General features: G+C 67.5%; 14 protein-coding genes. 6 read left to right on the top strand and 8 right to left on the bottom strand.

Going from position 1 to position 20,924, the window contains the following annotated elements; translation table 11 throughout:
• Positions 1–10: 10 nt before the first annotated feature.
• From tuf to rpsL, 4 genes are all read right to left on the bottom strand, one after another.
• Positions 11–1,204 carry an elongation factor Tu gene (gene tuf, locus ACSDQ9_RS06330; protein WP_435145067.1) on the bottom strand — a complete coding sequence of 398 codons (1,194 nt, stop codon included), beginning with the start codon at positions 1,202–1,204 and terminating at the stop codon, positions 11–13.
• Positions 1,205–1,419: 215 nt separating this feature from the next.
• Positions 1,420–3,522: an elongation factor G gene (gene fusA, locus ACSDQ9_RS06325; protein WP_435145065.1), complete on the bottom strand. Its 2,103-nt coding sequence runs from the start codon at positions 3,520–3,522 to the stop codon at positions 1,420–1,422.
• Positions 3,523–3,636: 114 nt separating this feature from the next.
• On the bottom strand, positions 3,637–4,107 hold the full coding sequence (gene rpsG / locus ACSDQ9_RS06320) for a 30S ribosomal protein S7 (protein ID WP_435145063.1): 471 nt from the start codon (positions 4,105–4,107) through the stop codon (positions 3,637–3,639).
• On the bottom strand, positions 4,107–4,478 hold the full coding sequence (rpsL, locus tag ACSDQ9_RS06315; RefSeq protein ID WP_435145061.1) for a 30S ribosomal protein S12: 372 nt from the start codon (positions 4,476–4,478) through the stop codon (positions 4,107–4,109). The genes rpsG and rpsL overlap by 1 nt, the downstream gene beginning before the upstream one ends.
• Before the next feature lie 512 nt (positions 4,479–4,990).
• Between rpsL and ACSDQ9_RS06310 the strand changes: the two genes are divergently transcribed.
• Positions 4,991–5,638, top strand: a complete 648-nt coding sequence (locus ACSDQ9_RS06310) for a hypothetical protein (RefSeq protein ID WP_435145058.1) — start codon at positions 4,991–4,993, stop codon at positions 5,636–5,638.
• Positions 5,639–5,733: 95 nt separating this feature from the next.
• Here the strand turns inward: ACSDQ9_RS06310 and ACSDQ9_RS06305 are convergent, their stop codons facing one another.
• The 4 genes from ACSDQ9_RS06305 to wecC form a co-directional block, all read right to left on the bottom strand.
• Entirely contained in the window at positions 5,734–9,624 is a 3,891-nt protein-coding gene (locus ACSDQ9_RS06305) for a DNA-directed RNA polymerase subunit beta' (RefSeq protein WP_435145261.1), read from the bottom strand.
• Between the two features lie 143 nt (positions 9,625–9,767).
• Entirely contained in the window at positions 9,768–13,244 is a 3,477-nt protein-coding gene (gene rpoB / locus ACSDQ9_RS06300; RefSeq protein WP_435145258.1) for a DNA-directed RNA polymerase subunit beta, read from the bottom strand.
• A gap of 297 nt (positions 13,245–13,541) precedes the next feature.
• Positions 13,542–14,309, bottom strand: a complete 768-nt coding sequence (locus ACSDQ9_RS06295; RefSeq protein WP_435145056.1) for a hypothetical protein — start codon at positions 14,307–14,309, stop codon at positions 13,542–13,544.
• 150 nt (positions 14,310–14,459) lie between these two features.
• A complete protein-coding gene (wecC, locus tag ACSDQ9_RS06290) occupies positions 14,460–15,716 on the bottom strand; it encodes a UDP-N-acetyl-D-mannosamine dehydrogenase (RefSeq protein ID WP_435145054.1) in 1,257 nt (418 codons plus the stop codon).
• Positions 15,717–15,868: 152 nt separating this feature from the next.
• Here wecC and ACSDQ9_RS06285 point away from each other — a divergent pair, with 152 nt between their 5' ends.
• Genes ACSDQ9_RS06285 through ACSDQ9_RS06265 form a run of 5 tightly spaced genes read left to right on the top strand, consistent with a single transcriptional unit; the run spans position 15,869 to position 20,924 of the window.
• The gene (locus ACSDQ9_RS06285) at positions 15,869–17,083 is read left to right on the top strand and encodes a glycosyltransferase family 4 protein (RefSeq protein ID WP_435145051.1); all 1,215 of its coding nucleotides are present in this window, start codon (positions 15,869–15,871) and stop codon (positions 17,081–17,083) included.
• The gene (locus ACSDQ9_RS06280; protein ID WP_435145048.1) at positions 17,080–18,795 is read left to right on the top strand and encodes a glycosyltransferase family 4 protein; all 1,716 of its coding nucleotides are present in this window, start codon (positions 17,080–17,082) and stop codon (positions 18,793–18,795) included. The genes ACSDQ9_RS06285 and ACSDQ9_RS06280 overlap by 4 nt, the downstream gene beginning before the upstream one ends.
• Positions 18,795–19,688, top strand: a complete 894-nt coding sequence (locus ACSDQ9_RS06275) for an ABC transporter permease (protein WP_435145045.1) — start codon at positions 18,795–18,797, stop codon at positions 19,686–19,688. The genes ACSDQ9_RS06280 and ACSDQ9_RS06275 overlap by 1 nt, the downstream gene beginning before the upstream one ends.
• Positions 19,672–20,559: an ABC transporter ATP-binding protein gene (locus tag ACSDQ9_RS06270; protein ID WP_435145042.1), complete on the top strand. Its 888-nt coding sequence runs from the start codon at positions 19,672–19,674 to the stop codon at positions 20,557–20,559. Before ACSDQ9_RS06275 ends, ACSDQ9_RS06270 begins: the two co-directional genes overlap by 17 nt.
• Entirely contained in the window at positions 20,556–20,924 is a 369-nt protein-coding gene (locus ACSDQ9_RS06265) for a hypothetical protein (RefSeq protein WP_435145039.1), read from the top strand. The genes ACSDQ9_RS06270 and ACSDQ9_RS06265 overlap by 4 nt, the downstream gene beginning before the upstream one ends.

Genomic DNA, 20,924 nt, shown 5'->3' with positions numbered 1-20,924 from the left:
TGGGATCAGATCACTTGAGGATCTTGGTCACACGACCGGCGCCGACGGTGCGGCCGCCCTCACGGATGGCGAACTTCAGTCCGTCCTCCATGGCGATGGGCTTGTTCAGGTGAACAGTCATGTCGGTGTTGTCACCGGGCATGACCATCTCGGTGCCCTCGGGCAGCTGAACCACACCGGTCACGTCGGTGGTGCGGAAGTAGAACTGCGGCGAGTAGTTCGAGAAGAACGGCTTGTGACGGCCACCCTCGTCCTTGGTCAGGATGTAGACCGAGCCCTCGAAGTCGGTGTGAGGGGTGGTCGAACCCGGCTTGATGACGACCATGCCGCGCTCCACGTCCTCCTTCTTGGTGCCGCGGAGCAGCAGGCCGACGTTCTCGCCAGCGCGACCCTCGTCGAGGATCTTGCGGAACATCTCGACACCGGTGACGGTGCTGGTCTGCTTGGTGTCGGCGATGCCGATGATGTCGACGGTCTCGCCGGTCTTCACCACGCCACGCTCGATGCGGCCGGTGATGACGGTGCCACGACCGGTGATCGTGAAGACGTCCTCAACGGGCATCAGGAACGGCTTGTCGGTGTCGCGCTCGGGCTGCGGGATGTACTCGTCCACAGCGTTCATGAGCTCGAGAACCGACTCGCCCCACTTGGCGTCGCCGTTCAGGGCCGGGAAGGCAGCCACGCGCACGACGGGGCAGTTGTCGCCGTCGAACTCCTGGCTCGACAGCAGCTCGCGCACCTCCATCTCGACGAGCTCGATGAGCTCCTCGTCGTCGACCATGTCGCACTTGTTCAGGGCGACGACGATCGCGGGCACGCCGACCTGACGGGCGAGCAGCACGTGCTCGCGAGTCTGGGGCATGGGGCCGTCGGTGGCGGCGACCACCAGGATGGCGCCGTCCATCTGGGCAGCACCGGTGATCATGTTCTTCACGTAGTCAGCGTGACCGGGGCAGTCGACGTGAGCGTAGTGACGCTGCTCGGTCTGGTACTCGATGTGAGCGATCGAGATGGTGATACCGCGCTGACGCTCCTCGGGGGCCTTGTCGATCTGATCGAACGGCGAGGCCTCGTTGAGGGTGGGGTACTTGTCGTGCAGCACCTTGGAGATCGCCGCGGTCAGAGTGGTCTTGCCGTGGTCGATGTGTCCGATGGTGCCGATGTTGCAGTGCGGCTTGGTCCGCTCGAACTTGGCCTTTGCCACTGGGGCTCCTTCTTGATGTCGCCGCGCTGGCCGCGAGGCGTTCCGGTTTTCGTCCGCCGGCGATCTGCTGGCGAAGCCTGACTTGGTCCAGGACGGACCTCACCCGAGCAGGCGAGGTACCCGACCCATTTTTCTGCACCCGTGCGTGAGAGTCAAACGACATGGTCGCCGACCCCCACGCACGGTCCCCCGCTGTGGGGGATGCAGAGGTGCGATCACTCGCCTCCGCGAGTCTTCGCGATGATTTCGTCCGCGACCGACTTGGGGGTCTCGGCGTAGGAGTCGAACTCCATCGAGTACGAGGCCTGGCCCGAGGTCTTCGACCGCAGGTCACCCACGTAGCCGAACATCTCCGACAGCGGCACGAGCGCGCGCACGACGCGGTTGCCGTGCTGCTCGTCCATCGACTGGATGTGTCCGCGACGACCGTTCAGGTCACCGATGACGGTGCCCAGGTAGTCCTCGGGGGTGGTCACCTCGACGGCCATCATCGGCTCGAGCAGGGCCGGATCGGCCTTGCGGGCGGCCTCCTTGAAGGCCATCGAACCGGCGATCTTGAACGCGAGCTCCGAGGAGTCGACGTCGTGGTAGGCACCGTCGGTCAGGGTGACCTTGATGTCCTCGACCGGGTAGCCGGCCAGCACACCGAACTGCATGGCGTCCTGGATGCCGGCGTCGACGGCGGGGATGTACTCGCGCGGGATGCGACCACCGGTCACGGCGTTCACGAACTCGTAGCCGGTGCCCGCGGGCTGCGGCTCGAGGTCGATGATCACGCGGCCGTACTGACCCGAACCACCCGACTGCTTCTTGTGGGTGTACTCCACCTTCTGCACCGGACGACGCAGGGTCTCGCGGTAGGCCACCTGGGGCTTGCCGATGTTGGCCTCGACCTTGAACTCGCGCTTCATGCGGTCGATCAGGATCTCGAGGTGCAGCTCGCCCATGCCGGCGATGATGGTCTGACCGGTCTCCTCGTCCGTGTGGACGCGGAAGGTCGGGTCCTCCTCGGCCAACCGCTGGATGGCCATGGAGAGCTTCTCCTGGTCGGACTTGGTCTTCGGCTCGATCGCCTGCTCGATGACGGGGTTCGGGAACTCCATCGACTCGAGGATGATCGGGTTGCTCGGGTCGCACAGGGTCTCACCGGTGGTGGTGTCCTTCAGACCCATCACCGCGCAGATCATGCCCGCACCGATCGACTCGATCTCCTCACGCTTGTTGGCGTGCATCTGGTAGATCTTGCCGATGCGCTCCTTCTTGCCCTTGGTCGCGTTCAGCACCTGGGTGCCAGCCTCGAGCACGCCCGAGTAGACGCGGACGAAGGTCAGACGGCCCAGGTGGGGGTCGGCGGCAATCTTGAACGCCAGCACCGACAGGGGCTCGTCGTCCGACGGCTTGCGGTGCATCTCGACGGTCTCGTCACCGGGCTTGAAGCCGTCGATGGCGGGAACGTCGGTGGGGGCGGGCAGGTAGGCGATGACCGCGTCGAGCAGGGGCTGGACGCCCTTGTTCTTGAACGACGAACCACACACGACGGCGTTGGCCTTGTTGGCCAGCACGCAGCGACGGATCGCGTGCTGCAGCTCGTCGACGGTGAACTCCTCGCCGGTGTCCTCACGCTCGAGCCACAGCTCGGCGAACTCGTCGTCGTTGTCGGCGAGGGTGTGGATGAGCTCCTCGCGGGCCTCGTTGGCCTTGTCGACCATGTCGGCGGGGATGTCCTCGACGGCGTAGTCCTCACCGATCTTGGTCTCGCCGCGCCAGGTGAGGGCACGCATGCCCACCAGGTCGATGACACCCAGGAAGTCGGACTCGGCGCCGATCGGCAGCTGGATCACCAGCGGGGTCGCCTGCAGGCGCTCGCGGATGGTCTTCAGGCAGTGGTCGAACGAAGCACCGGTGCGGTCCAGCTTGTTGATGTAACAGATGCGGGGCACGCGGTACTTGGTGGCCTGACGCCACACGGTCATCGACTGCGGCTCGACACCGGCCACACCGTCGAACACGGCGACGGCACCGTCGAGCACGCGCAGCGAGCGCTCCACCTCGACGGTGAAGTCCACGTGGCCGGGGGTGTCGATGATGTTGATCTGGTGGTCTTTCCAGAAACAGGTGGTCGCAGCCGAGGTGATCGTGATGCCACGCTCCTGCTCCTGCTCCATCCAGTCCATGGTCGCGGCGCCGTCGTGCACCTCACCGATCTTGTAGGTGATACCGGTGTAGAAGAGGATGCGCTCGGTGGTGGTGGTCTTGCCGGCATCGATGTGCGCCATGATGCCGATGTTGCGAACCTTGCCCAGGTCAGTGGTGGCCATTGGCCTCTACCTCAAATCTTGATTGTGGGACTCGGAGAGATGTGAGTGCCCGGCGCTGCGTGCGCGAGCAGGGATGTGCCCCCTCGTCCGACTGAGGGACGAGGGGGCAGCAGATCACCAGCGGTAGTGCGCGAAGGCGCGGTTGGCGTCGGCCATCTTGTGCGTGTCCTCGCGACGCTTGACGGCGGCACCGAGGCCGTTCGACGCGTCGAGGATCTCGTTCATGAGGCGCTCGGCCATCGTCTTCTCGCGACGGGCGCGGCTGAAGGTGACCAGCCACCGCATCGAGAGGGTGGTGGCGCGAGCCGGCTTCACGTCGATCGGCACCTGGTAGGTGGCGCCACCGACGCGGCGGCTCTTGACCTCGACCGAGGGCTTGATGTTGTCCAGAGCCTTCTTCAGGGTCTGCACGGGATCGATGCCGTTCTTCTCACGGCATCCCTCGAGAGCGGTGTAGACGATGTCCTGGGCGACGGTCTTCTTGCCGTCGAGGAGCACCTTGCTCACGAGCTGGGAGACAACCGGCGACCCGTAGACGGGGTCGACCATGACCGGGCGCTTCGGCGCCGGACCCTTGCGAGGCATTACTTCTCCTTCTTCGCGCCGTAACGGCTGCGAGCCTGCTTGCGACCCTTGACACCCTGGGTGTCGAGCGAGCCACGGATGATCTTGTAGCGCACACCGGGAAGGTCACGCACACGACCGCCGCGGACGAGCACCATCGAGTGCTCCTGCAGGTTGTGGCCGACACCGGGGATGTACGCGGTGACCTCGACGCCGGACGACAGGCGCACACGGGCGACCTTGCGCAGGGCGGAGTTCGGCTTCTTGGGGGTGGTCGTGTACACACGGGTGCACACGCCGCGACGCTGGGGCGAGCCCTTGAGCGCAGCGGTCTTGTTCTTGCTGACCTTGTCAGTGCGGCCCTTGCGGACCAGCTGCTGGATTGTAGGCACCGGCTGGTATCTCTTTCGTTGATCCTGAGGTTGAACCCTGGCTTGCATCCGCTCGTGCCACCGGGAGCCACCGTCACTCCGGCAGGCGCCAAGTCGAATGCCGTGCGAACTCCGCATCGACACCTCTCACTTCTGTGCAACCAGAAGGTGATGTCGCGCCAGGGCACGCACAGATGCTCGTGCAACTCCGAGCACAGTGTCCTAGGTTACGTGAGCGGCGAAGCAGGGTCAAAACGTCGGACGAGGCCCCTCCCCCGCGCGGGCCCGGGCCGGTTGCGCCCAGGTTGCGGGTCAGGTCGCCCCTCGCCGGGTCGCCGGGCAGCCCAGGCGGACTTTGTGACACGGACGCCCCAGAGTCCGCCGCGTGGGCCGATCCGGGCGGACTTTGTGACATCAGTGCCACGAACTCGGGCAACTCGTCCGATGGTGGGACGAGGCTGCCGCCGAAACGGACAACACCTCTGCCTGTGGATAACCCTTCTGGCGCCACCTCGCGGAGGCAGCATGGCGGGATGCGCTTGCTCACACCAGCCACCGCCGCTGCTCACGGGGTGACTCGTCACCAACTGCTCGGCCCGCGCTTCCGGCGTATCTTCCAGGGGGTCTACGTCGACGCCGACGTGGCACCGACACTCAGCGTGCTCGTCGCGGCGGCCCGGCTCGTGGTGCCAGGTGCCACCGTCACCGGCGTGACGGCCCTGCGCCTGCGTGGAGCCTCACTCGGCGCCGACTCCCCCGTCTGTCTCGCGACCACCCAGCGGGTTCGACGTGACGGCATCACGTGCGTGCACCGGCCGGCGACCACACCCATCGCCAGCCTGGTCGAGGCTCTGGACGACGCCGACCTCAGGCTCACCGACGAGGTGGTCACGCTCGACGAGTTGCGCCGGCTGGGCATGGTCCGACGCACCGAGGCGGACGACCTCGCGGCCCACCGCCCGCACACCTGGGCGCTGAGCGTGCCCACCTCCGGCTCGGTGCGGGAGTCACGCACCCGCATGCTGCTGATCACGGCCGGGCTGCCGGAACCCGTCGTGCAGTTCACGGTGGTCAGCTCGTCCGGAAGATTCGTGGGCAGGGTCGATCTGGCGCTGCGCGCGGGCGGGTGGCGGGGTCGCCCGCCGATGCTCGGTGCCGCGTGGCTCGCCGAGGTGGCGTGAGGCTGCCCGATCACCAGCCCGACAACGGACGAGGGCCGCCCCACCGAAGTGGGGCGGCCCTCGTCCGCGATCAGGCGATCAGGGGATCAACAAACTCAGCGCACGCCGTCGCCGAAGTCGATGTCCTCCAGCGGAACCGCGGCCCCCGAACCCGTACCGAAGTCGTAGTCGTAGGGATCGTAGTTCATCGTGAACGCGCTGGCCTTGGCCTCGGCGGTGGGCTCGACGCGCACGTTGCGGTAGCGGTCGAGACCGGTGCCGGCCGGGATCAGCTTGCCCAGGATGACGTTCTCCTTCAGGCCACGCAGCGAGTCCGACTTGCCGTGGATGGCGGCATCGGTCAGCACCTTGGTGGTCTCCTGGAACGAGGCGGCCGACAGCCACGACTCGGTCGCCAGCGACGCCTTGGTGATGCCCATCAGCACCGGACGACCCTCGGCCGCACGCACGCCGGACTCCACCGCTTCGCGGTTGGCGGCCTCGAACGACTGGCGGTCGACGAGCTCACCGGGCATCAGCTTGGTGTCGCCACCGTCGATGACGGTGATGCGACGCAGCATCTGCCGAATGATGATCTCGATGTGCTTGTCGTGGATCGGCGCACCCTGGGTGGCGTACACCTTCTGCACCTCGTCGACGAGCAGCTCCTGCACCTTGCGGACACCGTTGATGCGCAGCACGTCCTGCGGGTCCTTGGTACCGGCGGTGAGCTGCTGGCCAGCGGCCACGCGCACACCATCGGCGATGACGACCTGCTGGCCGTCGACCTCGAACTCCAGACGAGCACGCTTGGGCACGATGTACTCGATGTCCTCGCCACCGTCGTCACGCTTCAGCACGATCTTGCGCGAACGATCGGCGTCCTCGATCTCGAGACGACCAGCGGCCTCGGCCAGCGGAGCCTTGCCCTTGGGCTGACGAGCCTCGAAGAGCTCCTGCACACGGGGCAGACCCTGGGTGATGTCGTCACCGGCCACACCACCGGTGTGGAAGGTACGCATCGTCAGCTGGGTGCCGGGCTCGCCGATCGACTGGGCGGCGACGATACCGACGGCCTCGCCGACGTCCACCAGCTTGCCGGTGGCCAGCGATCGTCCGTAGCACTTCGAGCAGGTGCCGGTGGCGGCGTCACAGGTGAGCACCGAACGCACCTTCACCTCGGTGATGCCGGCGGCGGCCAGGGCGCGAATCTCGGCGTCGCCGAGGTCGGCACCAGCCTCGAGCAGCACCGTGCCCGACTCGTCGGTCGCATCCGTGGCCAGAGTGCGGGCGTACGCGGCCGTCTCGACGTTCTCGGGGATCGTCACGCGACCCGAGTCGTCGGTCACGGCGATGGTCTTGGTGAGACCACGCGACGTGCCACAGTCCTCCTCGCGGATGATCACGTCCTGCGAGACGTCCACCAGACGACGGGTCAGGTAACCCGAGTCGGCGGTACGCAGAGCGGTGTCGGCCTGACCCTTTCGACCACCGTGGGTCGAAATGAAGTACTCCAGAACCGACAGACCTTCCTTGAAGTTGGACTTGATGGGACGGGCGATGATCTCGCCCTTCGGGTTGGCCACCAGGCCACGCATGGCCGCCAGCTGACGCATCTGCGTCATCGAGCCACGAGCGCCCGAGTTCACCATCATCACGATGGGGTTGGTGGCCACGAAGTTGTCCTCCATGGCGTCGGTCAGCTCGGCCGTGGCGTCGGTCCAGATCTGGATGAGCTCCTGACGGCGCTCGTCCTCGGTGACCGCACCGCGGTCGTAGAGGGTGTCGATCTTGGACGCCTTCTTCTCGTAGGTCTCGAGAATGGCCGGCTTGCTCGGCGGGATCTGCACGTCACCGATCGACACGGTGACACCCGAGCGGGTGCCCCAGCGGAAGCCGAGGTCCTTCAGGTTGTCGAGCGTGCGGGTGACCACGGTCATCGGGTAGCTGTCGGCCAGCTCGTTGACGAGCGCACCGAGCTGCTTCTTGCCCACGTGGTCGGTGACGAACGGGTACTCCGCCGGGAGCGCCTCGTTGAAGGTGATCTTGCCCAGGGTGGTGTCGAGCAGGGCCGAACCGTCGGGGCGAACCGTCACGGTCGACTTCGGGCCGGCGACGTAGTCCTTCACGAGCACCTTGATCTTGGCGCGCATGTCGAGCTCACCGGCGTCGTGGGCCATGATCGCCTCGGCCACCGACGAGAAGGCACGCCCCTCACCCAGCAGCCCGTCGAGGCTCTGGGTCAGGTAGTACATGCCGATGATCATCTCGTGCGACGGCAGGGTGACCGGACGGCCGTCGGCCGGCTTCAGGATGTTGTTGGTCGACAACATCAGGATGCGGGCCTCGGCCTGGGCCTCTGCCGACAGCGGCAGGTGCACGGCCATCTGGTCGCCGTCGAAGTCGGCGTTGAACGCGGCACACACCAGCGGGTGGAGCTGGATGGCCTTGCCCTCGATCAGCTGCGGCTCGAACGCCTGGATGCCCAGACGGTGCAGGGTTGGTGCGCGGTTCAGCAGCACCGGGTGCTCGGTGATGACCTCTTCGAGCACGTCCCACACCACGGGGTGCTGACGCTCGACCATGCGCTTGGCCGACTTGATGTTCTGGGCGTGGTTCAGGTCGTCCAGACGCTTCATCACGAACGGCTTGAACAGCTCCAGCGCCATGGCCTTCGGCAGACCACACTGGTGCAGCTTCAGCTGCGGGCCGACCACGATGACCGAACGGCCCGAGTAGTCGACGCGCTTGCCCAGCAGGTTCTGACGGAAACGACCCTGCTTGCCCTTCAGCATGTCCGAGATCGACTTCAGCGGACGGTTGCCCGGCCCGGTGACGGGGCGGCCGCGTCGTCCGTTGTCGAACAGCGAGTCAACGGCCTCCTGCAGCATGCGCTTCTCGTTGTTCACGATGATCTCGGGGGCACCGAGGTCGAGCAGACGCTTGAGGCGGTTGTTGCGGTTGATCACGCGGCGGTACAGGTCGTTGAGGTCGGAGGTCGCGAAGCGGCCACCGTCGAGCTGCACCATCGGACGAAGATCCGGAGGAATGACGGGAACGGCGTCGAGCACCATGCCCATGGGCGAGTTGGTGGTGTTCAGGAACGCCGACACCACGCGCAGCCGCTTCAGGGCGCGGGTCTTGCGCTGCCCCTTGCCGGTCTGGATGGTCTCCTTCAGCGACTCGGCCTCGGCGGCCAGGTCGAAGCTGGCCAGGCGGTCCTTGATCGCCTCGGCGCCCATCGAACCCTTGAAGTACTTGCCGAAACGCGACTTCATCTCACGGTAGAGAATCTCGTCGCCCTCGAAGTCCTGCACCTTGAGGGACTTGAAGCGGTCCCAGACGGCGTCCAGGCGATCGATCTCGCGCTGGGCGCGGTCACGGATCTGCTTGGCCTCCTTCTCGGCGCCGTCCTTGATGCGCTTCTTCTGCTCCGCCTTCAGACCGTCGGCCTCAGCCTGGGCCAGGTCTTCCTCGAGCTTCTTGAGGCGGTTGTCGACGTCGACGTCCTTGCGCTTCTCGAGCTGCGAACGCTCCACGTCGACCTTGGCCTGCAGCGACGACAGGTCGCGGTGGCGAGCCTCGTCGTCGACCCAGGTGATCATGTAGGCCGCGAAGTAGATGACCTTCTCGAGGTCCTTCGGGGCGATGTCGAGCAGGTAGCCCAGCCGCGAGGGAACACCCTTGAAGTACCAGATGTGGGTCACGGGAGCGGCGAGCTCGATGTGGCCCATGCGGTCACGACGCACGTTCGAGCGGGTCACCTCGACGCCACAGCGCTCGCAGATGATGCCCTTGAAGCGCACGCGCTTGTACTTGCCGCAGTAGCACTCCCAGTCGCGGGTCGGGCCGAAGATCTTCTCGCAGAAGAGGCCGTCGCGCTCGGGCTTCAGGGTGCGGTAGTTGATGGTCTCGGGCTTCTTGACCTCGCCGTGGCTCCAGCCGCGGATCTCGTCGGCGGTGGCCAGACCGATGCGGAGTTCGTCGTAGTAGTTGACGTCCAGCACGTTGGTTGTCTCCATTTCCCTGCGGTGCGCAGGTGCTGAATGAGGGGTCTGAGTTCAGGGGGTTGGACTGGTCCTGGTGGGCGTCCGCAGGCTCGTCCGTGCTTCAACACGATCGGACGAGCCTGCGGGCCCGCGCACAGAACTCAGACTTCGTCGGCCATCGCGAACGAGTCGGAACCCGGACGACGCGACAGGTCGATGCCGAAGTCCTCGGCGCCGCGGTAGTCGTCGTCGGAGTCGCGGAGCTCGACCACCGTGCCGTCGGAGGAGAGCACCTCGACGTTCAGGCAGAGCGACTTCATCTCCTTGACGAGCACCTTGAACGACTCGGGGATGCCCGGCTCGGGGATGTTCTCGCCCTTGACGATGGCCTCGTAGACCTTCACGCGGCCGGGAACGTCGTCCGACTTGATGGTCAGCAGCTCCTGCAGAGCCCAGGCGGCGCCATAGGCCTCGAGGGCCCACACCTCCATCTCACCGAAGCGCTGGCCACCGAACTGCGCCTTACCACCGAGCGGCTGCTGGGTGATCATCGAGTACGGGCCGGTCGAGCGGGCGTGGATCTTGTCGTCGACCAGGTGGTGCAGCTTCAGCATGTACATGTAGCCGACACCGATGCGCTGCGGGTAGGGCTCCCCGGAGCGGCCGTCGAACAGACGAGCCTTGCCGTCGGCGTCGACCAGACGGTCGCCGTCGCGGGTGGGCAGGCTGTGCTCGAGCAGACCAGCGATCTCTTCCTCGGTGGCACCGTCGAAGACGGGGGTGGCCACGCGGCTGTTGGCGTCGGCGTGTTCGAGGCCGACCTCCTGCAGACGCTTCGCCCACTCCTCTTCCAGACCCGAGATGTCCCAGCCGGTCTTGGCGATCCACCCGAGGTGGTTCTCCAGCACCTGACCCAGGTTCATGCGGGACGGCACACCGAGCGGGTTCAGAACGATGTCGACGGGGGTGCCGTCCTCGAGGAACGGCATGTCCTCGACGGGCAGGATCTTCGAGATGACGCCCTTGTTGCCGTGGCGGCCGGCGAGCTTGTCACCGTCGGAGATCTTGCGCTTCTGGGCCACGTGCACGCGCACCATCTGGTTCACGCCGGGGGGCAGCTCGTCGCCCTCCTCGCGGTCGAAGACGCGCACGCCGATGACTGTTCCGGTCTCACCGTGGGGCACCTTCATCGAGGTGTCGCGCACCTCGCGGGCCTTCTCACCGAAGATGGCGCGCAGCAGGCGCTCCTCGGGGGTGAGCTCGGTCTCGCCCTTCGGGGTGACCTTGCCGACGAGGATGTCGCCGGTACCGACCTCGGCGCCGATGCGGATGATGCCGCGCTCGTCGAGGTTGGCCAGCATGTCCTCGTTCACGTTCGGGATGTCCCGCGTGATCTCCTCGGGGCCCAGCTTGGTGTCACGGGCGTCGACCTCGTGCTCCTCGATGTGCACCGAGGTGAGGACGTCGTCCTGCACGAGGCGCTGCGACAGGATGATCGCGTCCTCGTAGTTGTGACCCTCCCAGGGCATGAAGGCGACCAGCAGGTTCTTGCCGAGCGCCATCTCGCCCTGATCGGTGCAGGGGCCGTCGGCCAGCGGCGAGCCGACCTCGACCCGGTCACCGGGGGCGACCAGCGGACGCTGGTTGATGCAGGTGCCGGCGTTCGACCGCTTGAACTTCTGCAGCTTGTGGCTGGAGTAGGTGCCGTCGTCGTTGGTGATCTCGATGAGATCGGCCGAGACGCTGTTCACCACACCGCCCTTGGCGGCGAGGGTGACGTCGCCGACGTCGGTGGCCGAGCGGTACTCCATGCCGGTGCCCACGAACGGGGACTCGTTGCGGATCAGCGGCACGGCCTGGCGCTGCATGTTCGCGCCCATCAGGGCACGCGACGCGTCGTCGTGCTCGAGGAACGGGATCAGCGCGGTGGCGACCGACACCATCTGACGAGGCGAGACGTCCATGTAGGTCACCTCGGACGGGTCGACGGTGTCGACGTCGCCGTGGCGCTTGCGGACGAGCACGCGCTCCTCGACGAAGGCGCCCCGGTCGTCGAGCACGGCGTTGGCCTGCGCGACGATCTGACGATCCTCCTCATCGGCGGTCAGGTAGTCGATGGTGCCGGTGACGACACCGTCGACGACCTTGCGGTACGGGGTCTCGATGAAGCCGAACGCGTTGACGCGGGCGAACGAGGCCAGCGAGCCGATCAGACCGATGTTCGGGCCTTCAGGGGTTTCGATGGGGCACATGCGGCCGTAGTGCGACGGGTGGACGTCACGGACCTCCATGCCGGCGCGGTCACGGGACAGACCACCGGGGCCCAGCGCCGACAGGCGACGCTTGTGGGTGAGGCCGGCCAGCGGGTTGTTCTGGTCCATGAACTGCGACAGCTGCGAGGTCCCGAAGAACTCCTTCAGCGCCGCGGTCACCGGGCGGATGTTGATCAGGGTCTGAGGCGTGATCGCCTCGATGTCCTGGGTGGTCATGCGGTCGCGCACGACGCGCTCCATGCGACCCAGACCGGTACGCAGCTGGTTCTGGATCAGCTCGCCGACGGTGCGCAGGCGACGGTTGCCGAAGTGGTCGATGTCATCGGCCTCGACGGGGGTGCCGTTCTCGAGGGTCTCCTTGCCCTCGTGCAGCGCACACACGAAGTGGATCGCCTGCACGATGTCGTCGACCGTCAGCACCTGCTGGTCGAAGGGCAGGTCGAGACCCAGCTTCTTGTTGATCTTGTACCGACCGACCTTGGCCAAGTCGTACCGCTTCGGGTTGAAGTAGTAGTTGTTGAGCAGGGTCTCGGCGGCGTCGCGGGCCGGGGGCTCGCCGGGGCGCAGCTTGCGGTAGATGTCGAGCAGGGCCTCGTCCTGGGTGTGGACGTGGTCCTTCTCGAGGGTCTGACGCATCGACTCGTAGCCGGAGAACTCCTCGAGGATGCGCTCCTCGGTCCAGCCCAGGGCCTTCAGCAGCACGGTGACGTTCTGCTTGCGCTTGCGGTCGAGGCGCACGCCGACGAGGTCGCGCTTGTCGATCTCGAACTCGAGCCAGGCGCCGCGCGAGGGAATGATCTTGGTCGAGAAGATGTCCTTGTCGGACGTCTTGTCGGGGGTCTGCTCGAAGTAGACACCGGGCGAGCGCACCAGCTGCGAGACCACGACACGCTCGGTGCCGTTGATCACGAAGGTGCCCTTGTCGGTCATCAGGGGGAAGTCGCCGATGAACACGGTCTGCGACTTGATCTCACCGGTGTCGTTGTTCATGAACTCGGCGGTGACGAACAGCGGGGCCGCGTAGGTGATGTCGCGGTCCTTGCACTCGTCGATCGAGGCCTTCGGGTCTTCGAAGCGGTGGTCGCGCAGCGACAGCGACATGGTCTCGGCCATGTCTTCGATGGGCGAGATCTCCTCGAAGATCTCTTCGAGGCCCGACTTCGTGTTGATGTCGGTGCGTCCCTCAGCGAGGGCCTCCTGGACGCTCTTCTGCCACGCCTCGTTGCCCACGAGCCAGTCGAAGGAGTCGATCTGCAGGTCAAGCAGATTCGGGACTTCCATCGGTTCGGGAATCTTCGCGAACGACAGGCGTCCGCTGGAGGAGATGACGTTGGTGTTCTTTGCGGCGGTGCGCGAGGCGGCCAAGATGCGGTCCTTCCAAGAACTCAACACACAGGTGCTGTGCATGCAGAACGGCCCGCGTCAAAGCGCGCAGGAGCACGCACGGGTCGTCAAGTAGCGATGGGGCAAGAACCCACAGTACGCGGCCGGCGGCAACTTTGCAAAGCGCACGGCGGAGCCCGGGCTGTCAAGCGCAACCCGCTGGGAGGGGCGATGGTGGGTCTCCGGGACGGGCCCCATCATCTGAGCCCTCGGACGACGACCGTCGCGTCGCCACCATGGTAGTCCTCGGTCGGCCGGTGGCAAGCACCAGCCGGTGTGTCAGGAGTCCGAACCGGGCTGAGAGGTGTCGGTGGAACCGTCGGTCGGCCCGAGCGTGGGCAGCGTCGGCAGCTCGGTGGGCGGGTCGGTCGGCACCGAGGTGGGGGGCGTGGGCAGGTCGCTCGGCACGACCACGGTCGGCCCGAGGGTGGGCTGGCTGGTTGCCGTGGGGTACGACGTGGTGGTGGTCGACGTCGTCGGTGCGGACGAGGCCCCCGGCGGGGTCGAGGCCTGACCGGTGGGGGCGGCGCTCTTCCGGGTTGACGTCGGACGAGGCTTGGCCGGCGGCACGTACTGGGTGGTGCGGGTGGTGGGGGCCGCTGGCGCCGACGACTGCGCCGGCGTGCTCACGACCGAGGATCCGGCCGGCGTGCTGGCGGCGCTGGCCGGTGGGGCACTGGAAGCCGGGGAGGTCGGTGCGCTGGTGCTCGCCGCGTCGTGGGTCGGGCTGTCGGCACTCTGGGTCGATGCGGCGCTGGCAGCCGGGTCGGAGGGCACGGCCTCGGCCACGGCGTCACCGCGGTGCAACCAGGCCGGATTGGCGCCGACGAGATAGCCGGACCCGCAGAGCGCGACCCCGACCACGGCCAGCCCGACACCGAGGTGCTGGCGGGTGCGGTCGGTCGACAACCACAGGGCGAAGGCCGCGACCAGGGCGCCCAGCCCGCCGGTGAACAGGGCGAACCACGGGCCGGCGACGAGGATCGCCACCAGCACGTAGGCGATGGCGACGGGAATGACGAACTGCGGCTTCAACGCCTTCTTCACAGCCGTCACCCCCTTTCGCGCACATCGTCGGCAGAACTCGCCCCGATGCTAACCCGCCGCCGCTCCCCCACCAACGCGGGGGTCCGCGGTGATCGAGGGTGGGTTGAGAGTTGCCACGGAGCCTCGTCCGACGGGGGCCCCGGGTGAACCTCAGCGCGTGAGGGTCTGCGGACGACGTCGCCGCCACAGCCCCTTCGTGTCCACGAGCAGGCGACCCTCGAGCCGCTCCGCCGGAATCTCGCGGAACTCCTTGTGGTCGACCAGCAGCACCACCACGTCGGCGGCGCGGGCAGCCTCTAGGTCGACGAGGGTCACGCCTCGTCCGGCAAGGTTCTTGGGCAGTTCGGTGACATTGGGCTCGACCGCGACGACGTTGACGCCCTCGAGTTCGGCGGCCAGCCGCTCGACGATGTGCAGCGAGGGCGACTCGCGCAGGTCGTCGATGTCGGGCTTGAAGGCGAGCCCGAGGCAGGCGACGGTCTTCTCGGCCTTGTCGGCGATCGACGGGTCGGCCAGCGCCGAGCGCACCTGGTCGATCACCCAGTCGGGCTTGCCGTCGTTGACGTGACGAGCCTGGTTGATGAGCTTGGAGTGCTCGGGCGAGCTCGACACGATGAACCACGGGTCGACGGCGATGCAGTGCCCGCCCACGCCGGGGCCGGGCTGCAGGATGTTGACGCGGGGGTGCTTGTTGGCGAGCTCGATCAGCTCCCAGACGTCGATGCCCAGCTGGTCAGAGATCAGCGAGAGCTCGTTGGCGAAGGCGATGTTGACGTCGCGGAAGGCGTTCTCGGTGAGCTTGGCCATCTCGGCGGTGGTGGCATCCGTCAGGTGCAACTCCGCCTCGCAGAAGCTGGCGTAGAGCTCGGCCGCGCGGGTCGCCGCCTCGGGCGTGATTCCCCCGATGATGCGGTCGTTGGTGACCATCTCGACCATGATGCGCCCGGGCAGCACGCGCTCCGGGGCGTGGGCGAACTGCAGCTCGGTGAGGTCGGGGCGCAGGGTGGCGAGCAGGTCGCGCACGTGCTCCGTGGTTCCGGGCGGAGAGGTCGACTCGAGAATCACCAGCTCGTGACCGGTGAGCTGCGGCGCCATCGCGCGGGTGGCGGCGTCGATGTAGCTGAGGTCGGCCTTGTGACCCTCGGCGAACGGGGTGGGCACGGCGATGATGAAGACGTCGCCGGCGGGGGTGGCCTTCTGGGCCGTGAGCTTGCCGTCTCGGACGACCTGGGCCACGACGTCACCCAGCCCCTCCTCGATGAATGGCAGTTCGCCGGCGTTGACGGCATCGACGTGCCGGTCGGAGACGTCGACGCCGATCACCCGCTTGCCCGCGCGAGCCAGCACGGCAGCCGTCGGCAGGCCGATGTAGCCCAGCCCGATCACGACGATGGTGGAGTCGGTCACGCGAATTCCTCACCCATGATGGTGGTCGCCGTCAGGCGCACACACCCATTCTGTTAGCTTGCTGTCCGGAGGTTATCACCCACCTTTGGGTGCAATCCGCGGGGGCTGAACACAGGCATCGGGAGAGGAGTCACGTCATTCGCATTCTGCTTTTGACGCAGCACTTCCCGCCCGAGGGTGGCGCCCATGCCGGCCGATGGGACTGGTTGTCCAGCGGCCTTCTCAACCACGGTCACCGACTCGACGTCGTGGTTCCCCGCTGGGGCAGTCACACCCGCCACCACGGTGGCCGGGGGCTGACGGTGCGCGAGGTGCGCGCGATCGTGCCCGGCCTGAGTCTGCGCCGGCGCGTGGTCAACGAGGCCCTGACCGGGCTGCAGACCATCGTCGCGGGGCTGCGGAGCCCTCGTCCCGATGTCGTGGTCGCGACGGTGCCGGCGCTGGTCACGCTGCCGGCCGGGTGGCTGGTGGCGAAGCTGCGGGGTCGTCCGCTGGTGGTGGAGCTGCGCGACGCGTGGCCGCACCTGCTCGACGACATGCACGAATGGGCCGACGACGGCACCCACGACGAGCCGTTCCCCGTTCCCGTGGCCCGGTTCGCCCCGGTGCTGCGGGCGGCGATCTGGCACGTCCTGCACAGCAGCGACGCCGTGATCACCACCACCGACTCGCTGGCGCGCGACCTGCGCGCCCACGGTCTCGCGCACGTGTCCGTGGCGCGCAACACCGCCCGCGGTGTCGACCTGTTGCCCCCACCGGACGACCACCACCCCGAACTGCGCGTGCTCTACCTGGGGGTGCTCGGGCGCGCCCAACGGCTGGCGGTGGCGATCGACGCCGCCGCCCTGCTGCGCGACTCCGACACCCCCGTCTCGCTGCGGATCGTCGGTGATGGCGCCCACAAACAGGCCCTGATGACGTATGCCCACCGCCTCGGTGTTGAGGTCGACTGGCGCGATCGGGTGCCGGAATCCGAGACGGCCGAGCAGTTGGCGTGGGCTGACACCGTGCTCATCTCGCTGCGCCGGTGGGCCGGCATGAACCTGACGGTGCCGTCGAAGCTCTACCCGACGATGATGGCCGGGCGCCACATCAGCGCCAGCGTGGAGGGTGAGACCGCCGACATCATTCGCCAGAGCGGAGCTGGCGACGTCGTCCCGCCCGAAGACCCCCAGGCCCTGGCCCAGTTGTGGCGTGATCTGGCTCACGAACGGCAGCGGCTGCGGATCTCTCCGCTGGCCCGCGGGTGGGCACTCGCCGGCAGCCCCGAGGTGTCGGTGCGCCACGTCGAGAAGGCCCTGCTCACGGCCGCCGGCCAGCTTCAGGGCGGGCCAGCGCCCAGCCGCGTCGATTCCGGGGCGACGTGACCCCCCGCCCCCTCCCCGCCGGTGGGCGTGATCTGGTGCGTGACCTGTGGCTGGCCGGTACCAACGGCCTGCGCCTCGCGGGCGACGACCCCGCGCACGCGCTGGTGCAGGCCTCCCGGCGTCTGCACCTGGGTCGCCGACTGCGCGCCGGGGGGCCACCGGCCTGGCAGGCGCTGGTCGCGCACGCGGCGGATCGTCCGGGCGACGTGCGCACCCACCTCGAGGCGTGGGCCGCCGACTCCCCCGGCACCACTCCCCTTGATCGCGTGGCCGTCGAGGTCGCGGTCAATCGGGGGCTGGTCGAACTGGTGCCCGACAGCCTGCTCAGCGCGAAAGACCGGGCCCGACTCCGGCTGCAGGCCGGGGACTACAGCGGCGCCATCGCGGCGCTCCCATCGGGCAGTCGCCTGGCGGACCGCATCGCCAGCGAACGCGAGGCGATGACCCCGGGGGTCAGACTGCCCCAGCGTGCCTCGGTCGAGGTGACGCCGGTGCCGCGCCGGGCGCTGCACGTGCTCACCAACTCCCTGCCGCACACGCAGTCGGGCTACACCCGCCGCAGCCAGGCCATCATGCAGGCCCTGATCGGGCGTGGGTGGTCGGTCGAGGCGGTCACCCGCCTCGGCTACCCCGCCAGCATCGGGCGTTTCGGGGTGTCGCCCGTCGAGACCGTCGAGGGCGTGCGGATGCACCGACTGCTGCCGTGGCGCCAGCCAGCCACCGTGATGGCTCGACTCGCCCAGCAGGCCGACCTGCTCACCGAGCTCGTCGTGCAGTTCCGTCCGCAGGTGCTGCACACCACCACCGACCACACCAATGCCGTCGTGGTGCGCGAGGTGGCGACCCGCACCGGCTTGCCGTGGGTCTACGAGATGCGCGGGCAACTCGAGCTGACGTGGTTGGCGAGCCGCCCCGGCTGGGCAGCGGACGAGGCCTCCGCGAGTGAGCGGCTGCGGCTGCAGCGGGGGCGCGAGACCGAGTTGGCGCTGGCCGCCGATGCCGTCGTCGTGCTCTCCGAGGTGCAGAAGGACGACCTGGTCGACCGTGGGGTGCCGGTCGAGAAGATCACCGTGGTGCCCAATGCCGTGGACGAGGGCCTGCTCACCCGCACGAGTACGCCGGCCGAGGCCCGGGAGCGCCTCGGACTGCCCCGGGAGGGCGCCTGGGTGGGTGCCGTGAGTTCGGTGGTGGGCTACGAGGGGTTCGACGTGCTGCTGCGCGCCGTGGCGCGGCTTCGGCACGAGGGACGAGACGTGCGCTGCGCCATCGTGGGCCATGGAGTGTCGCTGCCCGGTCTGGAGGCGCTGGCCGCCGAGCTGGGCATCTCGGAGTTCTGCCACTTCCCCGGTCGGCAGGATCGCGAACTCGCCCTGCGGTGGGTCGAGGCCCTCGACGTGGTGGCCGTGCCCCGCCTCGACACCCCCGTGTGTCGGGTCGTGACCCCGCTCAAGCCGGTGGAGGCGTGGGCGCTGGGTCGTCCGGTGGTCGGGAGCGACCTGCCCGCCCTGCACGAGGTGGTCGCGGCAGCGGGCGGACGACTGGCCGCCCCCGGTGACGAGGCCGCCCTGGCCGCGGCCCTCGCAGGGACCTTGGACGACCCCACCGCCAGCGCTCGGGCACACGGGCAGGGCCGGGCGTGGGCCGCCGAGCGAACCTGGCAACGGGCGGCAGACCGTTACGATCAGCTGTACGCCACTCTGGGAGCTGACTGATGGAACCGACTCGCAAGGCAGCCATTGCCCTGCCGCGCCTGAGTCGCCCCACCCCACGCAGAGGGCTCGACTACGCCGACCTGAAACCGGTCAGCGGACGACTGCCCGTTCGCGATTATCTGCGCCAGCTGTGGGGTCGGCGACATTTCATCTGGGCCCAGGCATGGGCGCAGGCGCTCTCCCGCAATCGCGGCATGGTGCTGGGCAATCTGTGGCTCATCCTCAACCCGCTCTTCGATGCGGCCGTGTATGTGCTCATCTTCGGCGTGCTGTTCCAATCGCGTATCGTGAACTTTCCCTCGTACGTGGTGATCGGCGTGTTCATGTTCAGCTTCACCACGCGCTGCCTCACGAGTGGCATTGGAGCGATCCCCGCGAATGTTGGGATGATCAGGGGTTTCTCGTTCCCCCGTGCCTCCCTGCCGGTGGCGATCGCGCTGCGGGAGGCCGTCCAGACGCTCCCCACCATGGTGGTCATGTTCGTCATCGTGCACCTGTTGTCCCACCACTGGCCCAAGCCGGAAGCCATCATGGTTCCGTTCTTGTTCGCCCTCCAATGTGTGTTCAACCTCGGCCTCACCTTCGTGGCCGCGCGCATCGGATCGGCGTTCCCCGACGCCCGCCACCTGATGAGTTACATCACGCGGCTGCTCATGTACGCGTCCGCTGTGATCTGGTCGGTGGATCGCTTCGACAACATCCCGAATGCACGACCCATCGTCGACCATCAGCCGCTCTACATCCTGATCAACATGTATCGAGAAATGTTGATGCGCGGCTACATGCCGCGGCCGGGCGAATGGGTGCAGCTGGCCGGTTGGGCCATCCTCGTCCTCGTCGTCGGGTTCGTCTTCTTCTGGCGGGGTGAGGTGAGCTATGGCCGAATCCGCTGAGCCGGAGAGCCCCATCTCGGTCGTGATCACCGATGTCTCGGTGACCTACGACACCGAGACGGAGCCGCCCCCCGACGGCACCCTGTTCCGCAAGGTCGCCCACCGGATCGTGAACCGCGTGTCTCGCACGAAGGTGCATGCGCTGCGCGATGTGAGTCTGACCGTGCGCGAGGGCGAGCATGTCGGCATCGTCGGGGCCAACGGGTCGGGCAAGAGCACGCTCCTGCGGGTGATCGCTGGCGTGCAACCACCCGAGGGCGGCTCCGTGTTGGCGTCGGCCACTCCCATGCTTCTGGGTGTCAACGCGGCGCTCATGCCCGGCATGAGCGGGCGCCAGAACGTCAGGCTGGGGTTGTTGGCCCTGGGGTTCACGCCAGCCGAGATCGTCGAGGTGACACCCCGAGTACTCGATCTGGCCCAGATCGGGGAGGCCATCAACCGCCCCATGTCGACCTACTCCTCCGGTATGGGCGCCCGGTTGCGGTTCGCGATCGCGGCCGCCTCGAACCCCGAGATCCTGCTCATCGATGAGGCCTTGGGAACCGGCGACGCCGCCTTCGCCGAGCGTTCGGCGCGCACGATCAAGCATCTGCGCACCCAGGCGGGAACGATCTTTCTGGTCTCGCATGCCGCCCAGACGATCGAGAAGCTCTGCACGCGGGCCGTGTGGCTGCATCAGGGCGAGCTGATCACCGATGGCGACGCGAAACTCGTGGCGCGCAGCTATCGCTGGTGGGCCTGGCAGGTGGCCGACGGCAACCACGAGCGCGCGGACGAACTTCTCGCGCTGGCTCGCCAGGGCGAACTCATCGCCTCCCAACACCCGACCTCACCCCATGCGGAATCCCCCGAAGCTGAGGAGCTCTCATGACTCGCCCACGCCTGACCCTGATGGCCATCGGCGCCCTCGCCGTGGTGGCAGTGGTGGTGTTGATCGTTCAGGTGGCACGGACGGCACCGGCCCTGACCACGGTGGCCCTGCTTGTGGTGATCGTGTCAGCCACAGCGCTCGCGGCCATGGTGGGTCAGAGGCTGCGTCGGACATTGGCCCAACTTCGGACGACCACACGGGGTCACCAGCACCGGATCGCCGTGCTGGAGCGGGCCTTGGTCATCAGGAACGGGCGCTCGGAGTTGCCCACCCGCGAGCAGGACTACCTCGAGCGCGCCAGTATCTACGACCGCCTCGACCGCATCGAACGCGAACTCGACATCGACGCCCCCGACGAGCGCTGA

This window comes from Aestuariimicrobium soli (genome assembly GCF_051192575.1).
Lineage (GTDB): Bacteria > Actinomycetota > Actinomycetes > Propionibacteriales > Propionibacteriaceae > Aestuariimicrobium > Aestuariimicrobium soli.
Note: the sequence above shows the minus strand (reverse complement) of the source record. Positions and strands in the feature narration are given on the sequence as shown.